This is a genomic window from Gellertiella hungarica, from assembly GCF_014197145.1.
Lineage (GTDB): Bacteria > Pseudomonadota > Alphaproteobacteria > Rhizobiales > Rhizobiaceae > Gellertiella > Gellertiella hungarica.
Window position 1 is genome coordinate 725,119 of the sequence record NZ_JACIEZ010000001.1, and the last position, 19,833, is coordinate 744,951.

17 protein-coding genes and 1 pseudogene are annotated in these 19,833 nt (G+C 63.9%); 8 read left to right on the forward strand and 10 right to left on the reverse strand.

Going from position 1 to position 19,833, the window contains the following annotated elements; translation table 11 throughout:
* Positions 1–55 precede the first annotated feature (55 nt).
* The gene (locus GGR23_RS03480; RefSeq protein WP_183364696.1) at positions 56–1,852 is read right to left on the reverse strand and encodes a hybrid sensor histidine kinase/response regulator; all 1,797 of its coding nucleotides are present in this window, start codon (positions 1,850–1,852) and stop codon (positions 56–58) included.
* Positions 1,853–1,977: 125 nt separating this feature from the next.
* Entirely contained in the window at positions 1,978–2,394 is a 417-nt protein-coding gene (locus GGR23_RS03485) for a hypothetical protein (protein WP_183364697.1), read from the reverse strand.
* A gap of 358 nt (positions 2,395–2,752) precedes the next feature.
* Between GGR23_RS03485 and GGR23_RS03490 the strand changes: the two genes are divergently transcribed.
* The gene (locus GGR23_RS03490) at positions 2,753–4,555 is read left to right on the forward strand and encodes a cation:proton antiporter domain-containing protein (RefSeq protein WP_183364698.1); all 1,803 of its coding nucleotides are present in this window, start codon (positions 2,753–2,755) and stop codon (positions 4,553–4,555) included.
* Between the two features lie 74 nt (positions 4,556–4,629).
* On the opposite strand, the gene GGR23_RS03495 is transcribed toward GGR23_RS03490, so the two are convergent.
* Both GGR23_RS03495 and GGR23_RS03500 read right to left on the reverse strand, forming a co-directional pair.
* Positions 4,630–4,947 carry a TraR/DksA family transcriptional regulator gene (locus GGR23_RS03495; RefSeq protein WP_183364699.1) on the reverse strand — a complete coding sequence of 106 codons (318 nt, stop codon included), beginning with the start codon at positions 4,945–4,947 and terminating at the stop codon, positions 4,630–4,632.
* Positions 4,948–5,014: 67 nt separating this feature from the next.
* Entirely contained in the window at positions 5,015–5,425 is a 411-nt protein-coding gene (locus tag GGR23_RS03500; protein ID WP_183364700.1) for a universal stress protein, read from the reverse strand.
* A 222-nt stretch (positions 5,426–5,647) separates the two neighbouring features.
* Here GGR23_RS03500 and GGR23_RS03505 point away from each other — a divergent pair, with 222 nt between their 5' ends.
* The gene (locus GGR23_RS03505; protein ID WP_210296821.1) at positions 5,648–6,523 is read left to right on the forward strand and encodes a VOC family protein; all 876 of its coding nucleotides are present in this window, start codon (positions 5,648–5,650) and stop codon (positions 6,521–6,523) included.
* A gap of 11 nt (positions 6,524–6,534) precedes the next feature.
* Here GGR23_RS03505 and GGR23_RS03510 read toward each other — a convergent pair whose 3' ends face one another.
* On the reverse strand, positions 6,535–7,338 hold the full coding sequence (locus GGR23_RS03510; RefSeq protein WP_183364701.1) for a polysaccharide deacetylase family protein: 804 nt from the start codon (positions 7,336–7,338) through the stop codon (positions 6,535–6,537).
* Between the two features lie 165 nt (positions 7,339–7,503).
* On the opposite strand from GGR23_RS03510, the gene GGR23_RS03515 reads away from it, so the two are divergent.
* Both GGR23_RS03515 and GGR23_RS03520 read left to right on the forward strand, forming a co-directional pair.
* Positions 7,504–8,007, forward strand: a complete 504-nt coding sequence (locus tag GGR23_RS03515) for a GNAT family N-acetyltransferase (protein WP_183364702.1) — start codon at positions 7,504–7,506, stop codon at positions 8,005–8,007.
* 183 nt (positions 8,008–8,190) lie between these two features.
* Positions 8,191–9,483, forward strand: coding sequence for an acetyl-CoA hydrolase/transferase family protein (locus GGR23_RS03520; RefSeq protein WP_183364703.1), 1,293 nt, complete (start codon positions 8,191–8,193; stop codon positions 9,481–9,483).
* On the opposite strand, the pseudogene GGR23_RS03525 reads toward GGR23_RS03520, so the two are convergent.
* Both GGR23_RS03525 and GGR23_RS03530 read right to left on the reverse strand, forming a co-directional pair.
* Positions 9,473–10,446, reverse strand: a pseudogene (locus GGR23_RS03525) (DMT family transporter). The gene GGR23_RS03520 and the pseudogene GGR23_RS03525 sit on opposite strands and share 11 nt — an antisense overlap.
* A 38-nt stretch (positions 10,447–10,484) precedes the next feature.
* Positions 10,485–11,411, reverse strand: a complete 927-nt coding sequence (locus tag GGR23_RS03530) for an alpha/beta fold hydrolase (RefSeq protein ID WP_183364704.1) — start codon at positions 11,409–11,411, stop codon at positions 10,485–10,487.
* Between the two features lie 207 nt (positions 11,412–11,618).
* Here GGR23_RS03530 and ettA point away from each other — a divergent pair, with 207 nt between their 5' ends.
* From ettA to metF, 4 genes are all read left to right on the forward strand, one after another.
* Positions 11,619–13,268 carry an energy-dependent translational throttle protein EttA gene (ettA, locus tag GGR23_RS03535; RefSeq protein ID WP_183364705.1) on the forward strand — a complete coding sequence of 550 codons (1,650 nt, stop codon included), beginning with the start codon at positions 11,619–11,621 and terminating at the stop codon, positions 13,266–13,268.
* 352 nt (positions 13,269–13,620) lie between these two features.
* Positions 13,621–13,812, forward strand: a complete 192-nt coding sequence (locus GGR23_RS23075; RefSeq protein ID WP_210296822.1) for a hypothetical protein — start codon at positions 13,621–13,623, stop codon at positions 13,810–13,812.
* Between the two features lie 33 nt (positions 13,813–13,845).
* Entirely contained in the window at positions 13,846–14,871 is a 1,026-nt protein-coding gene (locus GGR23_RS03540; RefSeq protein WP_183364706.1) for an ArsR/SmtB family transcription factor, read from the forward strand.
* 1 nt (position 14,872) lies between these two features.
* Positions 14,873–15,781: a methylenetetrahydrofolate reductase [NAD(P)H] gene (gene metF / locus GGR23_RS03545; protein WP_183364707.1), complete on the forward strand. Its 909-nt coding sequence runs from the start codon at positions 14,873–14,875 to the stop codon at positions 15,779–15,781.
* 462 nt (positions 15,782–16,243) lie between these two features.
* Here the strand turns inward: metF and GGR23_RS03550 are convergent, their stop codons facing one another.
* The 3 genes from GGR23_RS03550 to GGR23_RS03560 all read right to left on the reverse strand — a co-directional run bounded on the left by GGR23_RS03550 (position 16,244) and on the right by GGR23_RS03560 (position 19,536).
* Complete coding sequence (locus GGR23_RS03550) at positions 16,244–17,182, reverse strand: DMT family transporter (RefSeq protein ID WP_183364708.1); 939 nt, start codon at positions 17,180–17,182, stop codon at positions 16,244–16,246.
* Between the two features lie 228 nt (positions 17,183–17,410).
* Positions 17,411–18,616, reverse strand: coding sequence for a lytic murein transglycosylase (locus GGR23_RS03555; protein ID WP_246364878.1), 1,206 nt, complete (start codon positions 18,614–18,616; stop codon positions 17,411–17,413).
* Between the two features lie 137 nt (positions 18,617–18,753).
* On the reverse strand, positions 18,754–19,536 hold the full coding sequence (locus GGR23_RS03560) for a glycoside hydrolase family 25 protein (protein WP_183364710.1): 783 nt from the start codon (positions 19,534–19,536) through the stop codon (positions 18,754–18,756).
* Positions 19,537–19,833: the final 297 nt, after the last annotated feature.

A 19,833-nucleotide genomic window follows, 5' to 3' on the forward strand; every position in this document is an offset into this window, starting at 1 on the left:
CCGGTCTTCCGCCGGCCGGGTGCCTGTTCGACACGCCGTGCCGTCACTCGCGCATTCACAGCACCGCTTCAAGCCATGCCTTGAGACGACCCGGCAGAAGCGGCTTCTTCATCAGCGAGATCGCTTCGCTGGCGGCCTGCGGCACTGCATCGGCAGCCCCGGTAACGATCAGGGCGGGAATGGCGATGCCGGTTGCGGCGCGGATCGCCCGGATTGCGTCGATGCCGTCCTCGTTCCCGGGAAGCCGAAGGTCGCTGACGATGGCCTCCGGCGCGGGGCCGGAGCGGACGAGCTCCAGCGCGGCGCCTGCATCTGCCGCCTCGGTTACCTCGCATCCCCAGCGCATCAGCAATCCCACCGTAACGGCCCGCAATCCGGCTTCGTCCTCGATCAGAAGAACACGCCTTCCGGCAAGCATGGCCGCTGCAGTCGCCGGAGCATCGGCGGCGGGGCCATACGGCGCGGCAGACCGGGGCGTCTCCGCTCGCGGACCGGGGGCCGTTGCAGGCGGCACGGTGAGATGAAAGACCGAGCCGTGGCCGGGCCTGGAGCAGAGGCCACGCTCCGCCCTGAGCACGCGGGCCATCCCCGCGACGATCGCAAGACCCAAGCCACGGCCGCGGGCGGGGTCGCGCTCCGGATTGCCGATCTGGTAGAAGGCCTCGTAGATGGCCTTGTGCTGGTCTTCCTCGATACCGGGACCGTCATCCCACACCTCGATGCGGATTTGCCCGTTCCGGCGTCGTACGGCGACCAGGACACGGCTTCGGGCGTGGCGCAGCGCGTTGCTGACATGGTTGCGCAGGATCTGCGTGAGGATCAGCGCATCCGACGTCACCCAGGCCCCGTTGGCCCGGAAGCCGATCCTGATGCCGCGCAGCGAGGCTTCCGCGGCGCTCTCGAACTCCAGATGGGCAAAGAGCGCCTCCATGTCCACCGGCCCGAGGGCGGGCTCCACCAGCCCCGAGCCCGCAAGCGATGCTTCCAGAAGCCGGTCCAGAAGATCCGCAAGCGATTGAACCGATGCCAGCCCCTGGTTGACTTTCGGCTGCAGCGAGGCGGGCAATTGATCCGCAAGGTCTGCGAGCGTGAGGGTGACGGCGTGCAGCGGCTGGCGCAGATCGTGGCTGGCCGACTGGAGAAACCGTGTCTTCTGGGCGCTTTCGGCCTCCGCGCGGCCGCGGGCCTCCTCCAGGCTGCGGATGAGCCCCGCATTCTGGAAACGCAGCGCAATGCTGTCGGCCAGCGTGCGGGAAAAACTCTTCGCATAGCCGAGATTGACGCAGAGATAGACGAAGGCCGCAAAGGCATAGGCGGTGTTGGCAAGGCCTCCGCACAGGAAATAGACGATCACGACCGGAAGAACGGCCGGGATGGCGAAGGCGGCATAGGCGCGCGGAAGGGCCGAAAGAGAGCCGATCGCACCGGAAACCATGCCGCACAGGAACATCAGCGCGTAAAGCGGCTCCAGTTCCCGGCCGGCGGCGATGGTGGCCCCGCCCATGAGGCCCCAGAGCAGGCCGGAGGCCAGCGAGCCGAAGATGTATCCCCGCGCCTCGATGCGGTGATCCCTGCCGCTCCCCTCCATCTGGCGCCGCAGCCATATCCAGCGCACCAGTGTCAGGGTTTCCAGGGCAAGGCACCATGCAATGGCGCCGTTGACGGTCAGCGATTCGCTGACGACCGCCGCAACGAATGGCACCACCGCGACATTGGCGCCCAGCACGAGAGGCATCTGGCGGCGAAGATGGGCGACGCATTCCGCCTGGACGGCGGCCACTTCCCGGTATGGGCCGGGCATCACCGCGTCGTCCGTAGGGCAGAAGCTTTCCAGTGCTTCCATATGAGTCATGCAGCCCACCTGCCTGCAACGTTAAAGCAAGGCGGACTATGACCCCTGACGGTAGAAGCTGTCGAGATGCCGCGAGCAACTAGTCCAACGACAGGAACCGGCGAGGGGTGGCCGGCGCGCCGGCTTTACATCAGGCGAATGTCCGGTTCGCGCTCTTCGCGGAAGAGGCCGATGATGGAGAGCGCCCGCACATTGGCGATGGCGAGTGCCTGGATGGCCAGCTGCTGCTGGGCCTTCAGGGCCAGCAGGCGCACGCTTTCGCCATCGAGATCGTCCCGAAAAAATACGTCTGTCCCGCCGTCCGGCATTTCCGGTGCCGGGGCCGTATCCGTTTCTCCGAGGCGGGCGATCAGTCCGGACCGGTAGGTGGCGTCGAAGCCGCGTGTTGCCTCTGCCGCCGTTTCCCCATCTCCCTGGGCCTTGCGCACTGCACCGGAACGCCAGTGCGCATCCGCCCCGATCGGCTCGCTGGTGTCGGATTTTGGCGTTTCTACGCTGTTGAGCGCCTCGAGCGCCCCGCGAAGGATGACGATGCCGGACATTGAAGAACTCTGGACTGGTTGACTTTTGTCATTCCACTGCCGGATTCGGGGTCGGCTGTCTCCTCATGACGATTTTATGTGGTGAAGAACTAGTAATCGGGATTTATAAATTTTTTCATAATGGTGGCGTTTCCAACCAAAACTTGTGAAAGGTCAAGGCGTGTTTTCGAAGCCGAATCGCGCTTCCCGCATCCGTTTCTGCTGAAGTCGCCTCCTTGAAGGCGGGTTTTCGGCTTTCGGTGCGGATCGCTCGGCAGTTATCCTCGCATTCATCCGAATCCGGCACCATGCCGGCAAAGTTATCAACAGGCGGCACACCTCTGGATGGAGGCTGTGCCACTCCATCGAAAGGACGGGCATGTCGGTCGCCAGCGATCTATCGGGTTACAGCGATGCGATGGTGGTACTGGCCATTGCCGGTGTGGTCGTGCCGCTGATCCGGCGTCTGGGCGTCAATCCCATTCTCGGCTTCATCGGTCTGGGCGCCATACTCGGGCCGCATGCCCTCGGCGGGCTGCTGCGCGAGATGCCGTTTCTGTCCTGGTTCGTGGTGGTCGATGTTCACAGGGTTGAGGGAATAGCCGAGCTGGGCATCGTCTTCCTTCTGTTCCTCATCGGTCTCGAGCTCTCCTTCGCGCGCCTCATGACCATGCGGCGGCTGGTCTTCGGGTTCGGATCGCTGCAGATCCTGCTTTCTCTCGGGCTGCTTGCCGGGCTGATGCGCCTTGGCGGCATCGAAACCACGCCGGCCATCATTCTCGGCGCATGCCTGGCGCTGTCCTCGACGGCCATCGTGATCGAACTCCTCTCCGAGCGCGGCAAGATGACGACGGCCACGGGGCGGGTCGGCTTCTCGGTGCTCCTCGCACAGGATATCGCCGTCATCCCGATCCTGCTCCTCATCGGTCTTCTGGCAAGCGGCGGCGGCGGAAGCCTGTCGGCGAGCATCGGGAAAGCCCTCGGACAGGCCACCGCTGCTCTCGTCGTGATCGTCGTGGCCGGACGGTTCTTCATCCGGCCGCTTTTCCGGGTCGTGGCATCGCTCAAGTCGGCGGATGTCTTCCTGGCGACCGTTCTCTTCGTCGTGGTGGGCTCAGGCTTCGTGGCGGCGCTCTTTGGCATGTCGATGGCACTCGGCGCCTTCGTCGGCGGGCTGCTTCTTTCGGAGACCGAATATCGCAAGGCGGTCGAGGCGCTGATCGAGCCGTTCAAGGGCCTGCTGCTCGGGATGTTCTTCTTCACGGTCGGCATGAGCATCGATCTGTCCAGCGTGGTGGTAGCCCCCATGCTGCTCGCCTTCACCGTGCTTTCCATCATCATCGCCAAGACGGTGGTGGTGATGGGGCTCGGCCGTGCCTTCGGCATCTCGCGGGGCGCCAGCCTGGAGGCGGGCCTGCTGCTAGCCCCGAGCGGTGAATTCGCCTTCGTGGGGATCGGTGCGGCAACGGCCGCAGGGCTGGTCGATCCGGCGCTTTCCCGGGTGGCGCTCACATCCGTCGCGCTCACCATGGTGGCACTGCCCTTGCTTGCCGCCATCGGCCACCGCATCTCGGCCCGCCTGTCGCGCAAGCTTTCGGCGGAAACCCCGCCAGAACCGCCACCGGAAATGAAGGGCCATGCCATCGTCATCGGTCACGGCCGGGTCGGCAAGGTGGTGACGGGCATGCTGGAGCGCCACGGGATCCCCTTCCTCGCCGTCGAAGGCAATGCGGCGGAAGTGGCGCGCGACCGGCGCAATGGCCGGGACGTCTATTTCGGCGACGCGACCAACCCGGTCTTTCTCCATGCCTGCGGACTGGAGCAGGCAACGGCGGTTATCATCACCACAGGTGCGCGCGGAACCGTGGACCGCGTGACCGAAATCGTGCGGGGCATGCGCGAGGATCTTCCCGTCATTGCCCGCGCGACGGATGCAGCCCACGCCCGGCATCTCTACAAGATGGGCGTGACCGATGCGGTGCCCGAGACCATCGAGGCGAGTCTGCACCTCTCGGAGGCCACGCTTGTCGAGCTCGGTGTGCCGATGGGTCTCGTCATCGCCAGCATCCACGAGCGCCGCGACGAATTCCGCGCGGAGCTCAGGGAAAGTTCGGGCGGCCGCCCGATGCCCGGGGACCGGGCGCGCAACAAGCAGGCCGCCGCGACGACCGGCCGCGACTAGCAGCATCCCCCCAAAAAAAGCGGCCGGTACAGGGACCGGCCGGGAGGAGGAGGGGATGGGCGCATGCCCGGCTTTCAGCCGGAGATGCATTCCTCGCACAGCGCCGCGTGCGGAACCGCCTCGAGCCGTGCTTCGGAAATCTGGCCGCCGCATTTCGGGCAGGTGCCGTAGGTGCCGGCCCTGATCCGCCCGATGGCGGCGTCGATCGCGGCCAGCTCCTTCTGGCCGACATCGCCCATTTCCTCGAGCACCTCGTCGTTCTCGCGCTGGATCGCCTGATCCTCGAGATCGCGATCCGCAGGCTGCTCGAGATCCGTCTCGATGCGGCCGAGCCGCTCGTTGAGCTCGCGCTTGCGGGCGAGAAGACGCTGTTCGAAATGGGCGATATCCATGATTGACTTTCCTTTCCATTCGGGAGGCGCGGCTCTGGCCGACGCCGGTAATCTGTGCCGCCCGCCGTCAGCGGTCGACGAGCACCGCGCAGGCGGCATGGCGAACCACGCGATCGGCGGTCGAGCCGAAGATGTAGTTCGACAGGTCCGGGCGATGCGAAGCGATAATGACGAGGTCCGCGGAATGTTCCTCGGCGGCGGCCAGGATTTCGCGGGCCGGCTGACCGGTGCGAAGTTCGATGTGGGCGCGACTGGCGCATTTGGCCTTGAGAGCCGTCAGCTTTTCCCGGGCTTCCTTCAGGGCGCCCTCGATGAGGCCGGTCGGCACGTCGATGGCGAGATAGGACGGCAGATCCTCAACCACGTTGAGGAGCACGATTTCGCCTTGCGGATCGGACAGCACCTCTGCCCGGTGAAGGATTGCCTCGCCGCGGTCCAGCTGGGCGATGTCCACGGGAACGAGGATCTTGCGATACATGGCCATTTCTCCCTTTCCGGGTCGGCCGGTCGGCGGCTCGATCACCCGTTGCGGCGAGATTGGATCGCTTCGCTCCCCGCCGCATTGATCAGGATCAAGAATGGATGGGCCTGGAGAACGCGTTTGTTCACTTTCGCTGAACGGTTCTTCATGAATTTCCGGACTTCATGAAACGATCCTGTTGCGCCAAGTTACCGGGATGAACTCCGGGAGTATGTTTCCTTGACTGCTGTCTCTTCCATACCGACCTCCACCTTCGCCTTCGATCGGCCCGCCCATGTCGGGGAGACGCGTCTTGCTGTGCGCGATCTCGACCTGATCGTCCGCTACTACGAACAGATGATCGGCCTTGGCGTTCTGGAGCGCGGCGAGCATGGGGCCGTGCTGGGAGCAGGCGGCCAGCCCCTGCTTCATCTCCAATCGGGCAAGGACGTGCGGCCGGCACCGCAGCGCAGCTCCGGCCTTTTCCATACGGCGTTCCTTATGCCGGACCGGCAGGCGCTCGGCCGCTGGCTGGTTCATGCGGCCCATTCCGGCGTGCGCCTGGATGGCGCAGCGGATCACCTGGTCAGCGAGGCGATCTATCTCTCCGATCCCGAGGGCAACGGCATCGAGATCTATGCGGACCGTCCCCACGGGCGCTGGTCCTACGGCGCCGATGGAACGGTGGCCATGGACACGCTGCCTTTCGACCTGCAAGCCCTTTACGACGAAACGCCGAAGGATCGTTTCGGCGGCATGGATGATCGCGTCGCCATCGGTCACCTGCATCTGAAGGTGGGCAATCTGCCGGATGCCGATGCCTTCTTCGAAAACGTCCTCGGACTGCGCAAGATGTGCACCTATCCCGGCGCGAGCTTCTATGCCACCGGCGGCTATCACCACCATGTGGCGGCCAATATCTGGCAGAGCCGGGGAACCGGCGCGCGGGAGGCCAATCAGGCGGGGCTTTCGCGCTACAGCCTGCACTTCAATGACAGGACCGCCTTCGAGGGCGTGAAGAATGCTCTTGATACGCTGGAGATCCCCACCGTGCGCGAGGGGAACGCCGTCCGCTTTACCGATCCATGGGGCATGGATGTGGTTCTGACGGCCTGACGGAACAGCATTCAGTGGCCGGTCTTGCCGCCGGCCTCTTCAGCAGCATCGGCGAGGCGCACGAAGGTGACGCCGCGCGCCTTCAGCGCCAGGATGCCGCGCGCCACACCGGCACCTGCTGCCCGGTCCGGCTGGTTGATATGGGCAATGACCACCGCGCCATCGCGGGCGCCGGCGAGACGCTTTTCCGCCGTCGCCGCGGCGACGGAAGCGCCGTCGTCCCCGTTCAGGGAATAGCCTGCCACCCGATATCCCATGGTGCCGATCGCTTCCATCGCGGTCGGCGTGTAACGGGCCGTTGCGCCACGGAACCAGCGGGGGGCCGGAAATCCCGCCTTCTCCAGCGCATCGGCGCCGCCGGCAACCTCCGCTGCGACCGCGTCCGGAGAACCTGCCGCCCTGATCCCGTAAACGGTGCCCGGCCTGTCCACCGCAGGCACGTGCATGGCACCGTGGTTCTCGACCTCGAACAGGTCCGGGTTTGCCTTCAGCAGCGCTGCGGTATCCGGGTTGCGCTTCAGCCATCGGGCGGTCGCGAATATGGTTGCGGGAATACGGTTGGTAACCAGCACCGACAGGATGCGGTGGTCGGTCTTGCCGCTGCAGGCATCGAAGGTGAGGGCGACGCGAACGGGCGAACCGACCTCGGAGGAAAGCGCAAGCCGCGGCTCGACAAGGCCTTTCATCGTTGCCGCGCGTTTCGGCTCCGTCCCGGCAGCCGCGACGGATGCGCCCGGCCGCTCTCCGACGGGCGGTGCCGCGCCCACGGTTGCGGGCAGGATCGCGAGGAGGGCGGCAAGAAAGAGCGGTCGCATGGGAAGTCCGGAAAACGAAGCGGGCATTGGCGGTTCCATCGGCGCCAAATGTGATCGCAGCATGGCACAAAGGCATGAAGCGCGCGTGAAGCGGCAAAGACTTTCGGAAGACGAGCGAATCTGGTCTTTGCTCGTGGGAGCGCCGAAGGCAAAGGAGACACGGGCATGAGTGGCAATCTGGTAATCCGCGAGGCCAGGGAGGCCGACCTGCCCGCAATCCTGGAGATCTATAACGACGCCGTGCGCGACACGACCGCGATCTTCAACGAGATCATCGTCGATCTCGACAACCGCCGCGCCTGGATGGCGGAGCGGCAGGGACGCGGCTTTCCGGTCCTCGTGGCCGAGCTCGATGGCCGCACCGTGGGCTATGCAAGCTATGGCGACTGGCGGCCCCATGACGGCTATCGCAATACCCGCGAGCACTCCATCTATGTGCATCAGGGCTGTCGCGGGCAGGGGATCGGCAAGGTGCTGCTCGAAGCCCTCATCGGGCGCGCCCGGGAGAACCGGGTGCATGTGCTGATCGGCTGCATCGAGGCGGGCAACAGCACCTCGATTGCGCTTCACACGCGGCTCGGCTTCCGGCTGGTCGGCACCTTCCGCGAGGTGGGCCACAAGTTCGGCCGCTGGCTGGACCTTGCCTGCGTGGAACTGGTTCTGGACTGAACATGTCAGCTCCTCCAGCCTCCGTCTGAAAACCGGTAAACTGCTTGCGCAATTCCGGCCACCTGCCGCTTCGTCCTTCTATGGCTTTCGTATGAGCCGTTGCGGCTTGCGCTTGGGGAAGGGCTCTGCCTAAACTCGTCCCACGGTAAAAGGGCAGGCAGACGATCAGGGGGAGGATCGCGCATGGCATTCAGACCGGCAGCTGCTAAGGCGCGCGAGATCACTGCGGAGGAGGCAGCGAAGCTCGTCACGTCGGGCATGTGGATCGATTACGGCACGACGCTGGTGCAGCCCGATGCCTTCGATCGGGCCCTTGCCGCCCGCAAGGAAGAGTTGCGCGACGTCAAGATCCGCTCCTGCCTTTCGATGCGCCCGCGCGCGGTACTGGAGGCGGATCCGGAGGGCGAGCACTTCCACTGGTTCTCGATCCATTTCTCCGGCTATGACCGGAAGAAACACGATGCGGGCATCGCGCATTACCTCCCCGTCAATCTGGGGGAGATACCCGACTACTACCGCCGTTTCGTCGAACCCGTTGACATTGTCGTCTTCAAGACCTGCCGGATGGACGAAAACGGCTATTTCAATTTTTCTGCTGCCAATCTGTGGCACCGGGCCGTCATCGAGCGCGCGCGCTGCGTGATCGTGGAGGTCACGGACGGCAATCCCTATGCCATGGGGGAGACGAACGGCATCCACCTGCGCGAGGTGGACTATATCATCCAGGGCGACAACCAGCCTGCGCCGGAGCTTCCCAATCCGCCGCCCACGGAGGCTGATCTTGCCGTCGGCAGGCTCATAGCAGCCGAAATCGGCGATGGCTCCGGCCTTCAGATCGGCATCGGCGGCATGCCGAATGCGGTGGCTGCGGCGCTGCGCGAATCCGGCGCCCGCGATCTCGGCGTCCACACCGAGATGATGACCGACGGCTTGCTCTCGCTGTACGAGGCGGGGCTCATCACCGGCACGCGCAAATCGCTCCATGCCCGCAAGGTCGCCTATTCCTTCGCGCTCGGATCGAAAAAGCTCTACGACGCCATACACCGCAATCCGGATTTCTGGTGCTGCCCGGTGGAGCAGACCAACCTGCCGCACAACATCATGCGCAACGACCGCGTCGTGGCGATCAACAACACCACCCAGATAGACCTGCAAGGCCAGGCCGCTTCCGAAACGGATGGGCACCGGCACATCTCGGGGACCGGAGGCCAGTTGCAGTTCGTCCGTGGAGCCTATGCGTCTTCGGGCGGGAAGAGCTTCATCTGCCTCTCCTCCACCTACGACAAGAAGGGTCTTCCTTCCGGTGCGGGAGTGCCCGAAGCACTCATCCGCCTTGCCGACATGTGCCGCTCCCATAGCGTCTCGCGCTTCTCCGGCATATGTCAAACGTCAATAAACTCCGCGACTTATCGCCCATCTTTCGATTTTTCCCGCAGCGATTTCAAGCATCGATTCAAGCGCCTTTTCAGGGATTGACAAGCGGTTCCTCGACGGCGCGCCGACGGGCGACCTGTCTTTCGCGCCAGAGAATGAAGAGGCCCGAGGCGATGATGATCGCGATGCCGGTCCAGGTCAGCGCATCGGGGAACTCGCCGAAGATGAACCAGCCGAAGAAGGTCGCGCAGACGATTTCGAAATACTGCAGCGGGGCCAGCGTGGACGCCGGCGCGTCCCGGTAGGCATAGACGGCAAACATTCCCGATACGCTGGCGGCGATGCCGACACCGAGCGTCATCGCAAATCCCCTTGTGTCCGGCCAGACGGGATCGATCAGGTCGGAACCCGTGCCATTGCCGAAGAACAGAAGGATCCCGCAGACCACCGCGCCCCAGAATGCGGTCTGCAACTGCATGGCCCAGGGATCTTCCCGGTGGGCGAGCACCCGCGTCATCAGCGCGAAGACGGCAACGCCGAAGGCGCAGACAACAGGCAGAAGGGCCACGGCGCCCAGATGCTCGAAGCTCGGCCGGATGATCAGCATCGCGCCGGCAAAGCCGACGGCACAGGCCGTGTAGCGCCGCCAGCCGATGGTTTCCTTGAGGAAGATGCCGCCGAGAATCGTCAGGATGATGGTTCCACGAAGAAGATGGCGATGGCATCGGCCAGGGCCATGGCGCGCAGCGCCGTCACGAAGCTGATCATGCTGACGGCGAGAATGATGCCCCGCATCATGTGCATGGCGGTGTTGCGCCAGTTCATCTCGCGCAGCGTACCCCGCCAGAGCACGAGCGGCAGCATCAGCAGCGTCTGGTAGACGAAGCGCAGCGCAGAGACTTCCGCCGGCGGGATGGTCGCGGCAGACAGCTTGGAGAACACGTCGATCAGCGGGGCGATGAATACGGAGATGATCATCAGGATCATTCCCAGACGCACGTTGTCGCTCCGGACCGACCCGCGGCTCTTGGTGGTCAGATGTCTGGCATCGTCGGCAGCGTCCATGGTCCGGCCTCGTTCCTGTTGCCTGCGCCTGCCGGCGGTCAGGTGGTTATCCGTCCGCACCAGGAAATGAAGTTGCGGAGAGCGACCTGTGCGCCGATGTCGTTCAGCGTCTCGTGCCGCGCATCCTGATATATCTCACGGGTGATACGGGAAAACCCCGATTTTTTCAAATGATTTGCAAGCCAGTCTATCGCCTTGCCGCCGTTGGTGGCCGGATCCTGCCCGCCGCCCACGAGATTGAACGGCATGGTGCGGGGCAGCCGGGTGATCCAGCGTTTCTGCGGAGCGCGGAAGGTGAGGGCGAAGATGTCCTGCCACAGGGAGACGCTGGCATCGAAGCCGCAGAGCGGATCGGCCATATAGGCGTCCACTTCCGCGGGGATGTTGCTCAGCCAGTCGAAGAGTGTCCTGTGCCCGGCAATGGCCTTGCCCCAGGCCTGAAAGGTGAGTTTCGGCAAGAGCGCGCTCGGCACGTCCGAGCCCAGCAGCATCTTTTCCGCCGCAAGCACCACCTGCGCGGCGCGGCCCGCCAGCCCGACGTTGAAGTTGCTGTTCCAGACCGCGACGCCCGCGAAGCTCTCCGGATGGGTCACGGCGGTGTTGAGGCTGATCAGCCCGCCCATGGAGTGGCCGAAGAGGATCAGGGGCAGCCCCGGATGCCGTTCCTCCGCCAGGGCGCGCATGGCCATGACGTCCTCGATGACGGCCGTGACACCCTCCTGCCGGGCGAAGCGCCCGAGAGGAGCATCCGGAGCGGTCGTTTCGCCATGGCCGCGATGGTCATGGGCATAGGCATGATAGCCCGCAGCCGAAAGGGCGGCAGCGAAGCGCCGGTAGCGTTTCGAATGTTCGGCAAGTCCGTGACACACCAGAACGATACCTCGCGCGGTGCCTGCCGCCGGCTCGTGGTGATAGGCGAGGCGGGCACCGGTCGGGCTTTTCAGGAAGCGGGTCTCGGCAAACATCTCAGTGGCTCCGGATTGGCTTTGCGGTCAAAGGAAGCGGATTCGCGTGCCGACTGCAATCACCCTTGCCGAAAGCGCCCGGAATGCCGGCTTCCGCACCCGAAAAGCAGCGTATGGACGGGTGCCGCGCCATTGCTCCGGCGGAGCATTTCGCCTACATAGCGCGCAACGTCTTTTCCCTTACATGCGCACGGAGCACATAGGTCTATGGCACGTCAGTTCATTTATCACATGTCCGGCCTCAACAAGGCCTATGGCAACAAGAAGGTGCTGGAGAACATCCACCTGTCCTTCTATCCCGATGCCAAGATCGGCATTCTCGGCCCGAACGGCGCGGGTAAGTCCACCGTGCTGCGCATCATGGCCGGCCTCGACAAGGAGTATACCGGCGAAGCCTGGCTAGCCGAAGGCGCGACCATGGGCTACCTGCCGCAGGAGCCGCAGCTCGACCCGACCAAGAACGTGCTCGAGAACGTCATGGAAGGCGTTGCCGCCAAGCGCGCCATCCTCGACCGCTACAACGAACTGATGATGAACTATTCCGACGAGACCGCGGAAGAGGGCGCCAAGCTTCAGGACATCATCGACAGCCAGAACCTCTGGGATCTCGAAAGCCAGGTGGAGATGGCCATGGACGCGCTGCGCTGCCCGCCGGGCGATGCCAGCGTCGACAATCTCTCGGGCGGTGAAAAGCGCCGCGTGGCGCTCTGCAAGCTTCTGCTTGCCCAGCCCGATCTCCTGCTGCTCGACGAACCGACCAACCATCTGGACGCCGAAACCATCGCCTGGCTCGAAAAGCACCTGCGCGAATATCCCGGCTCCGTGCTGATGATCACCCACGACCGCTACTTCCTCGACAACGTCACAGGCTGGATCCTCGAGCTCGACCGCGGTCGCGGCATTCCCTACGAGGGCAATTATTCCGCCTATCTGCAGGCCAAGGCCAAGCGCATGGAGCAGGAAGGCCGCGAAGAGGCCGCCCGCCAGAAGGCGCTCTCGCGCGAACAGGAGTGGATGGCCTCCAGCCCGAAGGCCCGCCAGGCGAAGTCCAAGGCCCGTATCCGCGCCTATGACGAGCTGGTTCAGGCCGCTGCCGACCGGCGTCCGGGCGATGCCCAGATCGTCATTCCGGTCGGCGAACGCCTTGGCCAGGTGGTCATCGAGGCAGACAACATCTCCAAGTCCTATGGCGACCGGGTTCTGTTCGAGAACCTCACCTTCAAGCTGCCGCCCGGCGGTATCGTCGGCGTCATCGGTCCGAACGGCGCCGGCAAGTCGACGCTCTTCCGCCTGATTACCGGCCAGGAGCAGCCCGACAGCGGCACCATCACCATCGGCGAGACCGTGCATCTCTCCTATGTCGACCAGAGCCGCGATGCGCTCGACGGCAACAAGACCGTCTGGGAGGAAATCTCCGGCGGCAACGACGTGCTCAAGCTCGGCAAGCATGAAGTGAATTCGCGCGCCTATTGCGGCGCCTTCAACTTCAAGGGCGGCGATCAGCAGCAGAAGGTCGGCACGCTCTCCGGCGGCCAGCGCAACCGCGTGCACCTCGCCAAGATGCTGAAGTCCGGCGGCAATGTGCTGCTGCTCGACGAACCGACCAACGACCTCGATACCGAAACGCTGGCCGCGCTGGAAGATGCGCTGGAAAACTTCGCCGGCTGCGCCGTCATCATCTCGCACGACCGCATGTTCCTCGACCGCCTGGCCACCCACATGCTCGCCTTCGAGGGCGACAGCCATGTGGAATGGTTCGAGGGCAACTTCGAGGACTACGAAAAGGACAAGATCCGCCGCCTTGGCGCAGATGCCGTCAACCCGAAGCGCGTCACCTACAAGCGCCTGACGCGCTGACATCCTGCTTTTCTGCTGGAACGGAACACCCGCCGGATCGAGAGGTCCGGCGGGTTTTTTGTGGCTTGCGGGACGTTTGCCGGGCTGCGCGCCTTTTCGACTTCGCTTGGCGTGGAGTTGGCGGATGTGCACCTCCCTCTGTCCTGCACGGGCGTGGAGTTTGCCGTGCTGCACCCCCCTCTGTCCCTGCCGGGACATCTCCCCCTCAAGGGGGGAGATCGGGATGGGGTTTATGATGGCAGTCCCCAGCAGACGTTTCTGCGGATGATACGTTTGTTGTCTGGGGAAATCAAAAACCCCGAAGTCGATCTCCCCCCTTGAGGGGGAGATGTCCCGGCAGGGACAGAGGGGGGTGCAGTACGGCAAACTCGAGGCCGTGCAGGGGCAGAGGGGGGTGCAGCACGGCAAACGCAACGCCGCGCAGGGCAAAAGGCGTTGTCTTGCAGCAAACGCGGCGTTGCCGGGCAAAGTACCAAACGCGACCGCGATCACCGCAAACGCGACATCCGATTTTCCGCTTGCGCCGAAATCCAAAATCACATAAAGATATCTTTATATCTTGATTGGGTGATTGCGCATGGCGGACTTGGTGAAATTCGGGTTGGACGATCTGGTGGACATTCTGAAGGCGGCGGGGGAGCCCACGCGCCTTCGGCTGCTGGCGCTGCTGTCGGCGGGGGATCTCACCGTGACCGATCTAACCGAAATCCTCGGCCAATCCCAGCCCCGCATCAGCCGCCATCTGAAGCTGCTGGGCGAGGTATCCCTGATCGACCGGTACCAGGAAGGGGCATGGGCCTATTTCCGCCTGAAGCAGGAGGGGCGCACTGCGGCGCTGGTGCGGCAGCTGCTCCGTGCGGCTTCGGAGAACGATCCGGTGCTGCTGCGCGACGGTGAGCGGCTGGCGGCGGTGAAGCAGTCGCGGGCGGAGCGGGCGCAGGCCTATTTCAGCCGCAACGCCGCTGCCTGGGACGAGCTGCGCCGCCTGCATGTGTCCGATGCCGCCGTGGAAGCGGCGCTGCAGAAGCTGGTCGGGCCCGACCAGATCGAGGCGCTGCTCGACCTCGGCACCGGCACGGGCCGCATTCTCGAGCTTTTCCAGAACCAGTACCGCCGCGCGATCGGGGTCGATGCAAGCCGGGACATGCTGGCGGTGGCGCGCGCGAACCTCGACCGCGCCGGCGTGCATCATGCGACGGTCCGGCTTGGCGACATCTTCAACCTGCCGCTCGAAGGCCAGGAGTTCGACCTCGTCATCATCCACCAGGTGCTGCACTTCCTCGACCAGCCGGAGCTTGCCATTGCCGAAGCGGCGCGAATGCTGAAGCCCGGCGGCCGCCTCGCCATCGTCGATCTGGCGCCGCACGGGCTCGAATATCTCCGTGACGAACATGCCCATGTGCGTCTCGGCTTTGCCCACCACACCATGGACGACTGGCTCGCCCGCAGCGGGCTGGAGGTCGAGGATACGGTGGACCTGAAATCCGACAGGAAAGACAGCCAGGCGTTGACGGTGACGCTGTGGCTGGCACGCGACACGCGGTCCATTCCGTCCGAGGGGCGGGAAGGGCACACCTCCCACAGCCTTGCCAGGAGCCGATGACATGACCAACGTCACTCTCGACCCAGCCACCCGTGGCCGCCTTCGCTTCTCCTTCGAATTCTTCCCGCCGAAATCCCCCGATGCGGAAGACCAGCTCTGGACCACCGTTTCGGAACTCGCCAGCTGGAACCCGGATTTCGTGTCCGTCACCTACGGTGCCGGCGGCACCACACAGGCGCCGACGCTGTCCACCGTCACCCGCCTGATCGAGGAAACGCCCCTGCGGACCGCGAGCCACCTGACCTGCGTCGGGGCAACGCGGGAAGAGGTGAATGCCGTCGTCGAACGTTTTCGCGTGTCGGGCTGCCGCCGTTTCGTCGCCCTCAGGGGCGATCCGCCCTCCGGCGTCGGCTCGGCCTACCGGCCCCATCCCGGCGGCTACGAGAATGCGGCCGATCTGGTTGCCGGCCTGAAGGCCATCGATCCGGATTTCGACATCTCCGTCTCCGCCTATCCGGAAAAGCATCCCGAAAGCCGCGATCAGGATGCCGATATCGACATGCTGGCGCTGAAGGCGGCCAATGGCGCCGACCGTGCACTGACCCAGTTCTTCTTCGACAACGATCTTTTCTGCCGCTACCTCGATCGTGTGCGTGCCCGGGGCGTTTCCATCCCCGTCGTGCCCGGCATCATGCTGATCCAGAACATCACGCAGCTGAAGCGCTTTGCCGGCCTGTGCGGCGCAAGCGTGCCTGCCTGGCTCGAGGCAAGGTTCGAGGGTACGGAGAACAATCCCGCCCTTCGCGATGCGACGGCCTGCGATCTGGCCGCCCAGCAGATCGCGGAGCTCGCGCGCAGGGGCGTGCAGGAGTTTCACCTCTACACCATGAACAAGGCCAACCTGGTCAACGGCACGCTGGAGCGGCTCGGCTACCGCCGCATCCTGCCCATGCATCTCTGCGCGGCTTGAGGAGAGACCGCTGCGGATGAAGAAGGGGCGCCGGATGATCTCCGGCGCCCCGTTCGTCGTTCTGAAATCTGTGGCCTCTTCAGGTCTGAGGCCGATATAACCTGTCTTCTCCGCAGTAACGGCCTCTTCACACGAAAAGCATGGCGGCAACGAAGACAAACGCAGCACCGACCAGTAGCGCATTCAACGAATTCGCGAGTCCCATCATGGTGGCCTCCCTGGCTGTTGACCGTTAAATGATATGACCGAAATGTGTCGGCCGCAAAGCACTTTCAATGGTGCGCTGCGAAGCGGTACCTGCAAAAAGCCTTTCCGGCGATTGCAACCTTTTGAATCTGTTCGGGGAAAAATTTACCGGAACCGGCCTTTGATTGTGCGGCGCAACAAAACGCCGAAAAGTGTCGGGAATGCGACATCTTGCGAGAGGGCGCCTTCACCAATTGTTAAAGGATATTAATGGGTTCAGCCCGATGCCTGACGCGGCCGCTGCGACAGGAGCTGCCGCCACCGGCCGTCGAGGACGATCAGTCCGGCGGCGATCAGCACCATGCCGAATACCGCATTCGACGTCAGCCTTTCCCCGAGGAAAATCGCGCCGAGGAGGATGGCACTCGGCGGAACGAGGAGCGTGACCACCGATACGTTGGTCGCGCCGGCAATGGCTATGATGCGGAAGAAGAGGATGTAGCCGAAGGCGGTACAGACAAGGGCGAGGCCCAGCACGGCGCCGATGGTGGGTAGCGGCGGTACCGGCAGCGTCCACGGATGGTCCACCGAAAGGGAGACGGGCAGCATGACGAGCGTGGAGGCGGTCAGCTGTCCCGCGGCGGTCACCGGTGAGGGCAGGTGGCGGAAGCGGCGTCCGAAGACTGCGGCGAAACCATAGGATATCGAGGCGCCGATCGGGAACAGAAGGGCCCAGAAGGGAATGTCCGTCCTGGCAAGTGCTGCCGGCCCCAGAAGGACGGCAGTGCCGGCAAGGCCGGTGAGGCATCCGGCAATCTTGCGCCCGGTCAGGCGCTCGTCTGCGGTCATCGCATTGGCGATGAGAACCGTCCAGATCGGCGTCGTTGCATTCAGGATGGAGGCAAGGCCGGCGGAAAGGTGGATCTGTCCGATGAACAGCAGGGAATGGGGCAGGGCGTTGTTGACGATCCCGAGCAGCAGGAAGGGCTTCCAGTTTTCACGCAGCGCCTCATAGATGCCCATGCGCCCGGCGACATAGAGATGAAGCGCGACCGCCGCCAGCGAAAGCCGGAGAAAGACCAGCGTGAAGGGCGGCACGTGCTGGACGGCTATGCGGGCGAAAAAGAAGGATCCGCCCCAGATCAGCCCGAGCAGCAGAAGAAGCGCCCAGGCACGAGGTGTCATTGTCGGCTGCGGCAGCGGGTTCGTGGCCATGGTTCTCCTCCGAAAGCCCTGCCTTATGTCCTCCAAAGGCTGGCCTCCACCCGAAACATGTCCCCGATGACAAGTTTCGTCCCAGACTAGAGGCTGCTGCCTCGCGCTGTAAATCGCGTTTGCCTGATGAGGGGATCAGCCTTTCGAATGGATGCATCCCGCCATGACCGGAAACGAAAACGCCTCCCGGGAGGGGAGGCGTTGCCGGACCGGTATCGCTTTCGTGGATCAGAGCGCATCGAGGAGCGCGCGGGTAGCCCAGCCATCGGCCGGCATGCCGAGGGCCAGCTGCTCCTTCTGGATCGCCACGCGGGTGCCGGAGCCCAGGATGCCGTCGATCTTGCCGACATCGTGGCCCTTGGCCTGCAGCTTTTCCTGCAGCTGCTTCATCTCGTCGTTGGACAGGCCCTGTTCTGGATTCCCCTTCTGGTAGGGTTCTGCCCCCATCAGCCGCGTGGCGAAATAGGCCGCCGAGGTTGTGTAGATGAAGGACTGGTTCCACTCGAGATAGATGCCGAAGTTGGGGTAGGTGATGAAGGCAGGGCCCTTGCGTCCCTGCGGCAGGACGAGGGCCGCCTTGAGGTTGCCGAATCCGGTGTTGCCGTCGCGCGGCGTGACGCCGAGCGCAAACCATTCGGCGGCCGTCATGGTGCCGCCGAGGCCGGATTTTTCCCAGGGCAGGTTTTCGGGAACGCTGACTTCCTGGATCCAGGGCTCGCCGCGCTTGAAGCCGAGGCTCTGGATGAAGCGGGCGGCGGTCATGATCACGTCGGGCGCGCTCTCCTTCAGCCGCACATGTCCGTCGCCATCGCCATCCACGCCATAGGCGATGATATCCTTGGGCAGCATCTGCACCTGGCCGATCTCGCCCGCCCAGGCACCCGTGTTGGTATCGGGATCGAAATCCCCATGTTCCGTCATCTTGATCAGCGCCAGCAGTTCCGGGCGGAAAAGTTCGGGGCGGCGGCAGTCATGGGCGAGGGTGGCCAGGGCATTGCGCGTGTTGAAATTGCCCTGCACCGCGCCGAAATCCGTCTCCATGGCCCAGAAGGCGGTGATCACGCCCGAGGGAACGCCGAATTCCTGCTCCGCCTTGGCGAAGACATCGGCAAACTGCTTCATCTTCTGGCGGCCGATATCGAGGCGCGCCTGGCTGACGGTACGCTTGGAAAATTCCAGGAAGGTCTGCTTGAACACACCCTGGGCGCGATCCATCGAGAGCACCTTCTGGTCGATGCGGGCATTGCCGAGCACCTTCGCAATCGCCGCATCGGACGAGCCTGCGGCCTTTGCCTCCGCGGCCACCCCGTCGAGAAACGCCTTGAAGTCGCCGCCGCATTCGGCTGCCGCTGCCGGCGTCGCGACCATGGCGAGCAGTCCGAGCGTGGCCAATCCACGGGCAAGGCGGGGAAGACGGGGCAAGGCAGCGGTCATCATGGGTTCCTTCGGTCTGATCTCTGGTTGCGACAGCAATATCGCGCTCTGCGGGAGCTTTTCCAGAAGATTTTGACGGAAGAAAGATCGCTTCGCCAGTCGGGAAGGAAGGAGGCGGGGCGATGCCCGCCGCCGGGTCAGTTCTTGTTCATCTGGGCCACCCAGGCCTGCCAGGCCTTGGGGCTTCCTGCGAAGGCATTGATGTCGGTCAGACCCTTGATGCCGGGCACGACCCCGGTCGAGGTATACTGCCAGAAGGCATAGCGGCGCTGATCGTAGGTCTTGCTCGGATGCGCGGCGACGGAGCGCAGCCAGAAATGGTAATGCCGGAAGTGCCCGACGAGGTTGTCGCGGTGGAAATCCACGGATGTGTAGATGATCGGCCGCTTGCCGTAATGGATCTCCAGCCGGTCCATGAAGCGCTGCATTTCGGCACGCACGGTTTCCGGGTCCGGACGGGTACGGCAGGTCTTGGATTCGCCGTTCCACTCCACGTCCAGCACGGGCGGCAGATCCATGGAGGCACGCGGCACGTTGGCAATGAACCAGTCCGCCTGCTGATCCGCCGTGGAGCAGAAATAGTAGAAGTGGTAGGGCGCATGCGGAATGCCAACGGCGTTTGCCTGGCGCCAGTATTCCTGGAAACGGGGGTCGGCGCTGTCCTTGCCCTCGGTTGCCTTGATGAAGGCGAAGGAGACGCCCGATTGTTTCACCTTGGCCCAGTCGATGTCGCCGTTCCACTTGGAGATGTCGATGCCGTGCACGGGGTGCACCTGCGGCTTGAGATCGCCGAAGTCCTGCGGATCGGTATCCTTGAACTTGGGCGAGATCGATGCGGTCTGGACAAAATCATAGGATGCCGACGTGCAACCGCCGATCAGAAGGAACAGTGGCAAAATGCCGGGGATCAGGCGTCGCATGTCCATCCCGTCAAAGACTCGTGAAAACTCGATCCGTACGGGCCAATACATGTGGGGCACGGAAGATACTCACCCGACTTTCATCACATCATCGTAAATATTGGGTTATTGCACAAGCGGTAGTCTTCGCGCCCCCATGGAAAAGCGTTGTTTTTCCAGCGCAATGACGGGTGTAACCTGCGGTGGCATGCCGTGCCCGCCCTCTGTTCCCGCCACCCGTGCAGGGGCTTGCCGCGCCGAATGGCTCGCTGCGCTGTCCCCCACATAAGACAAGTTTAATAAAATTGAGCTTCCCTG